General features: G+C 68.9%; 13 protein-coding genes and 1 tRNA gene. 9 read left to right on the top strand and 5 right to left on the bottom strand.

Features of this window, described 5'->3' with window-relative positions; genetic code table 11:
- Positions 1–51 precede the first annotated feature (51 nt).
- Positions 52–285: a PLDc N-terminal domain-containing protein gene (locus tag A8G18_RS17600; protein ID WP_064064859.1), complete on the top strand. Its 234-nt coding sequence runs from the start codon at positions 52–54 to the stop codon at positions 283–285.
- A 65-nt stretch (positions 286–350) separates the two neighbouring features.
- Here the strand turns inward: A8G18_RS17600 and A8G18_RS17595 are convergent.
- A tRNA-Leu gene (locus A8G18_RS17595) sits at positions 351–436 on the bottom strand.
- A 133-nt stretch (positions 437–569) separates the two neighbouring features.
- Between A8G18_RS17595 and A8G18_RS17590 the strand changes: the two genes are divergently transcribed.
- Positions 570–1,922: a M20/M25/M40 family metallo-hydrolase gene (locus A8G18_RS17590; protein ID WP_064064858.1), complete on the top strand. Its 1,353-nt coding sequence runs from the start codon at positions 570–572 to the stop codon at positions 1,920–1,922.
- A gap of 30 nt (positions 1,923–1,952) precedes the next feature.
- Positions 1,953–2,495 (top strand): YbhB/YbcL family Raf kinase inhibitor-like protein, encoded by a 543-nt coding sequence (locus tag A8G18_RS17585; RefSeq protein WP_064064857.1) that lies wholly within the window; start codon positions 1,953–1,955, stop codon positions 2,493–2,495.
- Positions 2,496–2,553: 58 nt separating this feature from the next.
- Here the strand turns inward: A8G18_RS17585 and A8G18_RS17580 are convergent, their stop codons facing one another.
- The 4 genes from A8G18_RS17580 to A8G18_RS17565 all read right to left on the bottom strand — a co-directional run bounded on the left by A8G18_RS17580 (position 2,554) and on the right by A8G18_RS17565 (position 6,128).
- Entirely contained in the window at positions 2,554–3,624 is a 1,071-nt protein-coding gene (locus A8G18_RS17580) for a quinone-dependent dihydroorotate dehydrogenase (protein WP_064064856.1), read from the bottom strand.
- A gap of 41 nt (positions 3,625–3,665) precedes the next feature.
- Entirely contained in the window at positions 3,666–3,920 is a 255-nt protein-coding gene (locus A8G18_RS17575; protein ID WP_064064855.1) for a DUF5703 family protein, read from the bottom strand.
- Complete coding sequence (locus tag A8G18_RS17570) at positions 3,920–4,927, bottom strand: NHL repeat-containing protein (RefSeq protein WP_064064854.1); 1,008 nt, start codon at positions 4,925–4,927, stop codon at positions 3,920–3,922. Before A8G18_RS17570 ends, A8G18_RS17575 begins: the two co-directional genes overlap by 1 nt.
- Before the next feature lie 262 nt (positions 4,928–5,189).
- Positions 5,190–6,128, bottom strand: a complete 939-nt coding sequence (locus A8G18_RS17565) for an aldo/keto reductase (RefSeq protein WP_059383563.1) — start codon at positions 6,126–6,128, stop codon at positions 5,190–5,192.
- A 211-nt stretch (positions 6,129–6,339) separates the two neighbouring features.
- Between A8G18_RS17565 and A8G18_RS17560 the strand changes: the two genes are divergently transcribed.
- The 6 genes from A8G18_RS17560 to A8G18_RS23600 all read left to right on the top strand — a co-directional run bounded on the left by A8G18_RS17560 (position 6,340) and on the right by A8G18_RS23600 (position 11,195).
- Positions 6,340–7,185, top strand: coding sequence for an undecaprenyl-diphosphate phosphatase (locus A8G18_RS17560; protein ID WP_172506100.1), 846 nt, complete (start codon positions 6,340–6,342; stop codon positions 7,183–7,185).
- A gap of 36 nt (positions 7,186–7,221) precedes the next feature.
- Positions 7,222–7,950, top strand: a complete 729-nt coding sequence (locus tag A8G18_RS17555; protein ID WP_064064852.1) for a histidine phosphatase family protein — start codon at positions 7,222–7,224, stop codon at positions 7,948–7,950.
- Positions 7,951–7,995: 45 nt separating this feature from the next.
- Positions 7,996–8,586: a DUF3090 domain-containing protein gene (locus tag A8G18_RS17550; RefSeq protein WP_064064851.1), complete on the top strand. Its 591-nt coding sequence runs from the start codon at positions 7,996–7,998 to the stop codon at positions 8,584–8,586.
- Positions 8,587–8,590: 4 nt separating this feature from the next.
- A complete protein-coding gene (locus A8G18_RS17545; RefSeq protein ID WP_064064850.1) occupies positions 8,591–9,397 on the top strand; it encodes an SCO1664 family protein in 807 nt (268 codons plus the stop codon).
- A gap of 74 nt (positions 9,398–9,471) precedes the next feature.
- A complete protein-coding gene (gene mshC, locus A8G18_RS17540) occupies positions 9,472–10,713 on the top strand; it encodes a cysteine--1-D-myo-inosityl 2-amino-2-deoxy-alpha-D-glucopyranoside ligase (protein ID WP_064064987.1) in 1,242 nt (413 codons plus the stop codon).
- A 353-nt stretch (positions 10,714–11,066) separates the two neighbouring features.
- Complete coding sequence (locus A8G18_RS23600; protein ID WP_280747361.1) at positions 11,067–11,195, top strand: hypothetical protein; 129 nt, start codon at positions 11,067–11,069, stop codon at positions 11,193–11,195.
- Positions 11,196–11,609 lie beyond the last annotated feature (414 nt).

The raw sequence follows: 11,609 nt of genomic DNA, 5'->3' as shown, positions 1-11,609 counted from the left end.
ATCGGGCAGGATGATCGTGTCCGCATTCCCTACGGAGGTACCGGAGGAAAGATGAGTCCGAACTCGCTCCTGTCCAAGAAGAAGTTCGCGGAACTCGGCCGCTTCCAGCAGGTGCTCGTGCTCCTGCTCGCGGCGGTGCAGTTGTCGCTCGCCGTGGCGGCCTGGGCCGATCTGGCGACTCGGCCGGCCGAGAAGGTCAACGGCAGCAAGCTGCGTTGGGCGCTGACGATCGCGGTGAACTTCTTCGGGCCGATCCGCTACTTCCGCAAAGGCCGCCGGGACTGAGCGGTCTGCCCGGACGAGCCGAAGGCCCCGAACCGATTTCGGTTCGGGGCCTTCGGGTTTCGGAGTGTCCGAGGGGGGACTTGAACCCCCACGTCCGTTAATAGGACACTAGCACCTCAAGCTAGCGCGTCTGCCATTCCGCCACTCGGACCTGATACTCGCGCCCGCTCGTCGTGGGCGCTGTGAAAGAGTAACCCACCGCGCCGACGGTCCCAAATCGCCGCCTCCACCTGCACTGATCCGAACTGTCGTGAGGGTGGGCGGGCGGTGGTAGACATACGGCCATGGCCATTGACACGAGTGCCCACCAGCCGTCCCGAGCAGAGGAGGAGGTCGTCGACCTCGTCTCCCGCCTCATCCGGTTCGACACCTCGAACACCGGCGAACCCACCACGACCCGGGGCGAACGCGAGTGCGCCGAATGGGTGGCCTCCGTGCTCGAGGAGGTCGGCTACGAGACGACCTACGTCGAATCCGGCGCGCCGGGCCGCGGCAACGTCTTCGCCCGGCTGGCGGGCGAAGACCCGAGTCGCGGTGCGCTGATGCTCCACGGCCATCTCGATGTGGTGCCTGCCGAGGCCGCGGACTGGAGCGTGCACCCGTTCTCCGGTGCCGTCGAGAACGGCTACGTGTGGGGACGCGGAGCGGTCGACATGAAGGACATGGTCGGCATGATGATCGCCGTCGCCCGCTACTTCAAGGTCGAGAACATCGTGCCCCCGCGTGATCTGGTGTTCGCGTTCGTCGCCGACGAGGAGGCCGGGGGCAAGTTCGGTTCGCAATGGCTGGTGGAGCACCGGCCCGACCTGTTCGAGGGCGTCACCGAGGCTGTGGGGGAAGTCGGTGGGTTCTCCCTGACCGTGCCACGTCCCGACGGCACCGAACGGCGCCTGTACATGGTCGAGACCGCGGAGAAGGGCATGCGCTGGATGCGCCTGACCGCGACCGGTGTCGCCGGGCACGGCTCGTTCCTGCACGAGGACAATGCCGTCACCGTGCTCTCCCGCGCCGTGGCCCGGCTCGGTTCCCACACCTTCCCGCTCGTGGTGAACGATTCCGTAGCCGAGTTCCTCTCCGTCGTGAGTGAGGAGACCGGGCTGGACTTCGATCCGGCCTCACCCGATCTCGAGGGGGCACTCGCCAAGCTCGGCTCGATCGCCCGCATCGTGGGCGCGACCCTGCGCGACACCGCGAACCCCACCATGCTCGACGCCGGCTACAAGGCCAACGTCATCCCGCGCACCGCGCACGCCGTCGTCGACTGCCGCATCCTGCCCGGCCGGCTCGCCGAGTTCGAACGCACCGTCGACGAGCTGATCGGCCCGAACGTCACCCGCGAGTGGATCACCGGACTCGAGCCGTACGAGACCACCTTCGACGGCGAGCTCGTGGACGCGATGAACGCCGCGATCCTCGCGCACGATCCGATCGGCCGGACCGTGCCGTACATGCTCTCGGCCGGCACCGACGCCAAAGCGTTCGCCAGGCTCGGGATCCGTTGCTTCGGGTTCGCGCCGCTGCAGTTGCCGCCCGACCTGGACTTCGCGGCCCTGTTCCACGGCGTCGACGAGCGTGTCCCCGTCGACGCGCTGCGCTTCGGCACCCGTGTCATGGAACACTTCCTCCTGCACGCCTAGAACACTCGACACCGTCACGAAAGGACCGGAATGGCTTTCGATTACGATCCGTACACGTTCCTGCCCGAGTTGCCCACCTTCGAGGTGACCAGTGCAGACTTCGCCGAGGGCGAGGAATGGAAACTCCCGCAGGCCAGCGGTGCGTTCGGAATCCCCGGGGGCGGCGACGTCTCCCCACAGCTGTCCTGGTCGGGTTTCCCCGCCGAGACGAAGAGCTTCGTCGTCACGGTGTTCGACCCGGATGCCCCGACGGGCTCCGGTTTCTGGCACTGGGCCGTCGCGAACATCCCTGCTTCCGTCACGGAGTTGCCGACGGGTGCCGGTAGCGCCGACTCGGACGCTCTTCCGGAGCAGGCCGTGACGCTGCGCCACGACGGCGGAGCCCACGGCTTCATCGGCGCCGCTCCGCCGGCCGGTCACGGCCACCACCGCTACATCGTCGCGGTGCACGCACTCGACGTCGAGGTGCTCGACGGCGTCACGCCCGACTCGAGCCCGGCCTTCCTCGGCTTCAACGTCTTCGGGCACGCCATCGCCCGCGGTCTGTTGACCGGCACCTACGAGGTGCGCTGACACAACGGATCGAGGGCTCGGGACCACTGGCGTCCCGGGCCCCCGATCCGTGTGACGATCAGACTCGTGCTGCGGCGCCCACCGCGTCGGCGATGGACCGGTAACCGTGCGCGCGCAGTTTGCGGGCGATGCCCTTGTTGATGCGGCGCGCCCAGAACGGGCCGCCGTAGATGAACCCGGTGTAGCCCTGGACCAGGGACGCACCTGCCAGGATGCGCTCGAAGGCCTGCTCGGGCGTCTCGATGCCGCCGACCGAGATCAGCGTGAACCGGTCGCCGACCCGTGAGCGCAGCCGGCGCAGCACCTCGAGCGATCGCTCGGCCACCGGCGCACCCGACAGACCACCCGCGCCGATCTCCTCGATCCGGCTCTGTGGGGTGTTCAATCCGTCGCGGCGGATGGTGGTGTTGGTGGCGACGATGCCGGCCAGGCCGAGTTCGAGCGCCAGGTCGGCCACCGCATCGACATCCTCGTCCGACAGATCCGGGGCGATCTTGACGAGCACCGGCACCGTCACGGTGTCGAGGACCGCGGCGAGGATCGGGCGCAGCGACTCGACGGCCTGCAGATCGCGCAGACCCGGGGTGTTCGGCGACGAGACGTTGACGACCACGAAGTCCGCGAGAGGACCGAGGAGCCGTGCGCTGTCGGTGTAGTCCTGCGCCGCCTGCTCGGCGGGCACCACTTTGGTCTTGCCGATGTTCGCGCCGATCGGCACGGTGCGGCGGCGCTGCCGCAGCCGGTTGGCGGCCTCACCGGCCCCGTGGTTGTTGAACCCCATCCGGTTCACGATCGCCCGATCCTCGGGCAGGCGGAACAGGCGCGGCTGCGGATTACCCGGCTGCGCCTGCGCGGTCACGGTGCCGACCTCGGCGAACCCGAAGCCGAGCGGACCCCAGACGTCCACACCGGTGGCGTCCTTGTCGAAGCCCGCGGCCAGGCCCACCGGGTTGGGGAACTCGACGCCGAACACCGAATTGCGCAGCACCGGGTCGTCGACGACGAGGATCTTCGACACCACGGTCCGCACCGGCTCGAACCTGGTCGCCCAGCGCATCGCCAGGAAGGCGAGATGGTGGGCTCGTTCCGGCGACAACAGGAACATGAGCCGAAGAAGCAAGCGGTACACGGACAACTCCCTGCAGGCCCGGGCGAGGCCCGGGGTGATGATCAGCGGACGGTGGGTTCGGGGACGTGATGGAGCGTCTTGCGGCGCCGGAGCAGCACGCGGCGGCTTCCGTCCGGGTACAGGCGCACCCGGGTGAGTTCCCAGCCGTGGAATTCCGCGGAGATCGCCAGCCGCATCGACGCACTCACCCGGGAGACGTCCCGGGGAAGTTTCAGCGGCACGTACTCGTATTCGTCGTTGCTGGTGTCCCAGCCGACAGGTAACCGGGTGAACCGGCCGAGTCGCTCGTTCGCCATCACTGTCCTTCGATCGGGATCCGTTGCAGACCGTCACCGGTCGCCGATGCGATCACCAGAGCCGCGTCGACCGGATCGACGGCGATCGAGTTCGGTTGCCGCACCGTTGCGAAGCGGTGGCGTTCTCGCGGGATCCCGGTCGAAAGATCGTAGCCCACGACCTCGTTGCTGCCGGTCAGAGTCACCCAGACCAGATCCCGTGTTTCGTCGTAGGTCACAGCGTACGGGGCGGGACCGACGGGATAGCGCTGCCGCAGGACGATCGCGTCGAGGGTGTAGACGAGCAGCTCGTCCCCGGTGGTGTCGGTGACCATCACGCGCCCGAACGGGTCGGTGGTCAGCTGCGTCGCTCCTTCACCGGCGCGCAGCGCGGGACCGAGATGGGCGTCGGCCAGGTCGAGTTCGGTGAGCGAGGTCTGCCGGCGGTCGAGCGCCGCGACGGCGTCCCCGGTGACGGCGAGGGCGTCGACGGAGGCGAGGCCACCGACCGTGGTGCTTACCTCACCGGAGCCGGGGTCGACGACCAGCACGCGGCCGTCGTCGGTCCCGACGGCCCAGCGACCGTCGGACAGCACGGCCGCCGACGATGCGGTGCCGTCGACCGGAACCTCGGTGAGCGTGCCCGCGGCAGCGTCGATACGCAGCACGGCACCGGATGCGGGAGCGAGCACACTGCCGTCGGGTCCGGCCACGACGGTCGCCGCGGACGACGGCAGGTCCACCAGACGCGGTTCGGACTCGGCGTCGTCGAACAGCGCCACCCGTGCTCCGTCGTCGACGAGCGCGGCGAAGGTACCGGTGGACGGTTCGACGATCAGGGCGTCGACCTGCAGGTCGAGGGGGCGGACATCGCCGGCGGGGGATGGGCCGACCTCGGGCGCGGCCGCCGGCGTGGCGGGTTCGATGGTCTGCAGTACGTCCGGGGTGCTCTCCGACGAGCAACCCGCCAGCGCGACCAGCGCGATCGCACCCACCATCGTGACCGCCCGGATGCCCGCTCTGCCCATCGTTGCTGCTCCTCGTCCTCGGATTCGATCCGCACCTGCCGGACGCCTCCCGGCGACCGGCGCGCCGACCCTCAGTGTTCCTGATGCCGGTCGCGGGAAAGAAATCAGGACGCCGCCCGCCGGGCCGGATGTGACCTGCTGCTCAGCTCTGCGCCGAGGCAGGCAGGTCGCGGCTCGGACGGCGGGGGCAGCACGACCACCACGGCATGTTCGTCGTGCCCACCTTCGGGAAAGGAGCGAGGTGTGATCGGTGTTGCCGGGATCACGCGCTCACGTCGTCGAGCGCCGCGGCGATCGCCGGCGGCAAGGCCAACTCCTCCGCGACCAGCACTCCGGTCAGTTGCGCGAGATCCCGTGCGCCCACGAGCGTCGACGCCACATGCGGTCGATCGCGCACCCAGGCCAGGGCCACCGCCAGTGGCGACGTGCCGAGGCCGTCGGCGGCCGTGGCCACCGCGTCGACCACCCGCACCGCGGATTCGGTGAGATAACGGCGCACTTCCTCGGTGTGCACATCGTCGGCGCCCCGCGAATCCGCCGGCACACCCGACCGGTACTTACCGGTGAGCACACCGCCGGCGAGCGGGACCGCTGCGAAGACACCCACTCCGTGATGTGCGGCCGCCGGGATCAGTTCCTCCTCGACACCGCGGGCGAGCAGGGAGTACTCGACCTGCGTGCTGATCAGCGGAGCCGGGCGCCGCGCCGCGGCCGCCGCGGTCGCGAGCTGCCAGCCGAGATAACCGCGCACCCCGACGTAGCGCACGCGCCCGCTGGTCACCGCGAACTCGAGGGCGTCCATCACCTCGTCGACGGGGGTGTGCGGATCCCACGTCGCGACCTGCCACACGTCGAGGTGGTCGGTGCCGAGTTCGCGCAGCGTCGCGTCGAGCTGGTTGAGCAGCCCCGAACGGGAGCAGTCCACCCGGCCGGAGCCGAGGGTGGTGGTGTCGATGCCGGAGCTGCCCGAGAGCACCAGCTGGTCGCGGGGCACCACGTCGTCGAGCAGTTCGGCGAGGATCCGCTGCGCGACCCCGTCTCCGTAGGCGGGGGAGGTGTCGACGAGCGTGCCTCCCACATCGACGAAGGCCGACAGCTGCGCCGCGGCCTCGTCGCCGTCCGTTCCGCGACCCCACGTCAAGGTGCCCAGGCCGAGCCGTGAAACCCGCAGGCCGCTCGCACCGACTGTCCTGTATTCCATAACCGTCCGCGTTTCCTCCCGACACGACGGGACGTCGCCGCGCTCGGCCACGACCCCGGTATTGCACCCTAATGCGCGCGACCCGCCGTACAGCGTCCGGCGCGCCGACCGATCGGTCACCACGTACCCTTCGCCGAGTGAGAATTGCTCCCTGCATCCGAGACCGTCGACCCGCCCCCACCGCAGCCTCCGTGCCGGGAGTCGCCGCATGATCGGCGAATCGATGACCTGGCTGCAGACGATCGTGCTCGGCATCGTGCAGGGGCTCACGGAGTTCCTGCCGATCTCCTCGTCCGGCCACCTGCGGATCGTCTCGGAGATCTTCTTCGGTGAGGATGCGGGCGCGTCCTTCACGGCGGTCACCCAGCTGGGCACCGAGGCGGCCGTGCTGGTCTTCTTCGCCGGCGACATCTGGCGGATCATGAAGGCCTGGTTCCGCGGTCTGTTCCATCGCGAGCACCGTGCCGACCACGACTACAAGATGGGGTGGTACGTCATCCTCGGCACCATCCCGATCGGCATCCTCGGTGTGCTGTTCAAGGACGACATCCGCACCGTCGCCCGCAATCTGTGGCTGGTCGCGACGATGCTCATCGTGTTCTCGATCGTCATCGCCGCCGCCGAGTACTTCGGTAAGCAGCGGCGCGATGTGAGTCAACTCACGCTCAAGGACGGTCTGATCATGGGTTCGGCGCAGGCGCTGGCCCTGATCCCCGGCGTGTCCCGCTCCGGCGGAACCATCTCCGCGGGCCTGTTCCTCGGACTCACCCGCGAGGCCGCGGCCCGATACTCGTTCCTGCTCGCCATTCCCGCGGTCGTCGCGTCCGGTCTGTTCAGCCTGCCCGACGCCTTCGAACCGGCCGGCGAGGGACTCGACGCCTCGGGGGCGCAGCTGCTCGTCGCGACTGTGATCGCGTTCGCGGTCGGCTACGCGGCGATCGCGTGGCTGCTGCGCTTCGTCGTCAACCACTCGATGTACTGGTTCGTCGGCTACCGGGTGATCCTCGGTGCGGTCGTGCTGGCGCTGCTCGCCACGGGCGTGGTCTCCGCCACCTGACAGACTGCCGGCAGGCCGTACCTCTAGGCTGGGCGCATGACGGTCATCCTGCTGCGGCACGGACGTTCGACCGCGAACACCTCGCACGTGTTGGCAGGTCGATCGCCCGGTGTCGAACTCGACGAGGTCGGCCACGTGCAGGCGAAGAATCTCGTCACCCGCTTCGCCGGGCTCGAGATCACCGAGATCGTGCGATCGCCCTTGCTGCGCTGTCGGCAGACGGTGCAGCCGCTCGCGACCGATCGCGGACTCGAACCGGTCGTCGACGAGCGGCTCGCCGAGGTCGACTACGGGCAGTGGACCGGACGCGAGCTGAAAGAACTGGTGAAGGAACCGTTGTGGGCGGTCGTGCAGCAGCACTCGTCCGCGGTGGTCTTCCCCGGCGGCGAAGGGCTTGCGCAGGTGCAGTCCCGTGCGGTCGCCGCGATCCGCGAACACGACCGGCGTCTGCGCGAGACGCACGGCAAGGACGTCGTATGGATCGCCTGCAGTCACGGCGACGTGATCAAGTCGATCCTCGCCGACGCGCTCGCGACCCACCTCGATGCGTTCCAGCGGATCGTCGCCGAACCGGCGTCGATCAGCATCGTCCGCTACACCGACACCCGGCCGTTCGTGCTGCGCGTGAACGACACCGGTTCGGACCTGTCCGGGCTCGCCGGCCCGTCCGAACCGAAGTCCGTGCCCGGCGGGGAGGTCCCCGGTGCGGTGGAGGAACCCGGCGACCCGCCTCGAGGGCACCGGCAGGAGACGGCGCGCGGATAATGGCAGTGACCGTCATGGCAGAGTGTGGGGACTCGAGGAGGTGTGATGGCCCGCGCGATACACGTGTTTCGAACCCCCGATCGGTTCATCGCCGGCACCGTCGGTGAACCGGGCGACCGGGTGTTCTACCTGCAGGCCGTGCACGAGTCCCGTGTCGTGAGCGTGCTGCTGGAAAAGCAGCAGGTGCAGATCCTGGCCGACCGGATGGGCCTGCTCCTCGAAGAGGTGCAGCGCCGGTTCGGCACCGTGATCCCCGACTACCCCGAGGTCGACGTCAGCCCGCTGGTGACACCGATCGAGGCGGAGTTCCGCGTCGGCACGATGGGTCTGGGCTGGGACGCCGATGCCGGCTCGGTGGTGGTCGAACTGCTCGCGGTCACCGACACCGAACTCGACGAATCGGTGGTGCTCGACGACACCGAGGAAGGCCCCGACGCCGTGCGGGTGTTCCTCACCCCGGTCCAGGCCCGCGAGTTCGCGGCCCGCTCCGAACTCGTCGTCTCGGCCGGTCGCACTCCGTGCCCGCTGTGCGGCGAACCGATCGGTGCCGACGGGCACATCTGCATCCGCACCAACGGCTATCTGCGCACCCCCGGATTCGATCCGGCCTCGTGGTTCGGCGAGGAAGAAAGCTGACCACGTGACGACGCCGGACGTGCGGACCGCGCTGACCGACGGCGACCTCACCGTCGTCGGACAGATCGTGCACGCGAGCAACGCCACCCTCGTGTGCGACGCGCGGCACGGCGACACCGTCGTGCGGTGCGTCTACAAGCCCGTCCGGGGCGAGCGGCCACTGTGGGACTTCCCCGACGGCACCCTCGCCGGACGCGAGGTCGCCTCGTACCTGATCTCCGAGGCGCTCGGCTGGGACGTCGTTCCGCTCACGGTGCTGCGCGACGGGCCGTACGGACCCGGCATGGTGCAGCGCTGGATCGACACGGTCGACTCGGTGCAAGGCGCCACGGAACGACTGGACTTGGTGGATCTGTGCCCGGCGGGCGCGGTCGCACAGGGGTGGCTGCCGATCCTGCGTGCCCGTGATCTGGACGGCGCCGAGGTGGTGCTCGTCCACGCCGACGATCCGCGCCTGCAGCGCATGGCGGTGCTCGACGTCGTCCTCAACAACGCCGACCGCAAAGGTGGGCACGTCCTCGAAGGTCTCGACGGACACGTCTACGGCGTCGATCACGGCATCTGCCTGCACCAGGACGACAAGCTGCGCACCGTGCTGTGGGGGTGGAGCGGCGAGACGGTCGATCCGGTCCTGCTCGCCGATCTCGACAAGTTGCTGCGCCGGTTCGACGGCGGGTTCGCCGAGGAGCTGCGCGAGCACATCACCGGCGTCGAGGTCCGCGCATTGCAGCGCCGGATCACCCGGCTGCTCGAGCATCCTGTGATGCCGCATCCGCGCGGCGACCGGCGCATTCCCTGGCCGGCGTTCTGAGGCATCCGCGCTTCGCCCGTCCCGCCCCGGGTGCCCGCGCGGAGCACTTCTCCGACTCCATTAGGCTCGTGGTCATGCAATCTTGGTCCGACGTCGCGATCCCGTCCGTCCCCGGCCAGGGGCCTCCGCTGCGGTTGTTCGACACCGCGGACCGAGCGGTGCGTCCGGTCACCCCGGGTGACACCGCGACGATGTACGTGTGTGGTATCACCCCCTACGACGCCACGCACCTCGGCCACGCCGCCACCTACCTGACCTTCGATCTGGTCAACCGCATCTGGCGCGACGCCGGCCACGACGTCCACTACGTGCAGAACGTCACCGATGTCGACGACCCGCTGTTCGAACGCGCCGAGCGCGACGGTGAGGACTGGGTCGTCCTCGGCATGCGCGAGACCGCGCTGTTCCGCGAGGACATGGAAGCCCTGCGGGTGCTGCCTCCGCGCGATTACATCGGTGCCGTGGAGTCGGTGAACGAGGTCGTGGAGCTCGTCGAGAAGCTCGTCGCCTCCGGTGCGGCGTACATCGTCGACGACGCCGAGTACCCCGACGTCTATTTCCGGACCGATGCCACCGAGCAGTTCGGCTACGAGTCCGGCTACGACCACGACACGATGATGCGGTTCTTCGCCGAGCGCGGCGGCGACCCGGAACGTCCCGGCAAGCGCGACCCGCTCGACGCCCTGCTGTGGCGCGCGCAGCGTCCCGGCGAACCGGCGTGGCCGTCGCCCTTCGGCGACGGACGTCCCGGTTGGCACATCGAATGCGCGGCCATCGCTCTCAACCGTATCGGCTCCGGTTTCGACGTGCAGGGCGGCGGCAGCGACCTGATCTTCCCGCACCACGAGTACTCCGCCGCGCATGCCGAAGCCGTCACCGGCGACCGGCGGTTCGCCCGGCACTATGTGCACACCGGCATGATCGGCCTCGACGGCGAGAAGATGTCCAAGTCTCGCGGCAACCTGGTGTTCGTCTCCAAGCTGCGCGGGGAAGGTGTCGACCCGGCCGCGATCCGCCTCGGCCTGCTGTCGGGCCACTACCGCGTCGACCGGCCGTGGACGGCCGAGGTTCTCGAGACCGCGCAGGCGCGACTGGCCTTGTGGCGGCAGGCAGCGGGGTTGTCGTCGGCAGCGTCGGCCGACGATGTGATCGCGCGTCTGCGGCAGCACCTCGCCGACGATCTCGACACCCCCAAGGCCCTCCACGCCCTGGACGGGTGGGCGACGTTCGCCGTCGAACGCGGGGGAGACGACGCATCGGCGCCGGGTCTGTTCGCCGACGCGGTCGACGCGCTGCTCGGCGTGCCGTTGCGCTGACGCGCCCGTGCGTGGTTGGGGTGGCACACGTCACCACAACCGCGCATAGGGCGGTTACGCCGACACTGCACGGATGTCCTCGGCGGTCGATGCCGACGAGAAGCACCGGCGCCTCCTGTGAACGTGGCATCGGAACAGGTTCCGTGCATCTGGTGGCCCGCACCGCTCCCACCTGGACGGATGCCGGACAGCGGTTCGTGCTGACGTTGGGGGACTGCGCAGCGGGTCGGGTCGACCGACGATCTCCTCGACCGTCGTCCGCATCAGGTCTCCGACGACAGCTTCAATTTTCCTGTCTCGCAGGCATCTTCGTTCGGCGGCCGGGATAACTGATCTGCGACGAGGTGACCGCGATGCTCGACCCGGACGTCACTGCGGCGCTGACCGCGGTCATCACCGAGGAAGCCCGCGATGGCCTCGGTGTGTTCTCGCCATCAGCCATTCATCATGCTCTTCTCGGTGCCGGGGTTGAACGCATGTGAGAGTGGAGGCGGCACACTTTGCTTCACGTGCAAGGCTGATCTACCGCCGGCATCCCATGAATCCATGGCAGAAAAACTCCAAACGTATCCCTTCGACCCGATGAGGGAACGGGACCGTTCGACGCTCGCAGTGTCCAGGGCCAGCCCTTCGTGGTGACGGTGACGAAGCGGGTCGCTTCGCGGGCTTGGTGGCGTCGATGACAGCGCGGGCCCGAGTTTCCTGCAGGTTGAGAGTCTGCGCATCGTGCGCCGCGCGTTTGCGTGGGTACTACCGGACTGCTCGCCATCCGTTCGGATGCGTCGGAGGGGTGTGGACGAGGCGTATGCCGGGTCTTCGGTCGGATCGTGCGCTTCCTCGAAGGGGGCATTCCCCTCTCGGAGAGTTTGTTCGATCGATTTCGAGCAGCGATCGTC

The organism is Rhodococcus gordoniae (genome assembly GCF_001646655.1).
Lineage (GTDB): Bacteria > Actinomycetota > Actinomycetes > Mycobacteriales > Mycobacteriaceae > Rhodococcus > Rhodococcus gordoniae.
The sequence above is the reverse complement of the archived record's forward strand: the minus strand, read 5'-3'. Positions and strand labels throughout refer to the sequence as shown.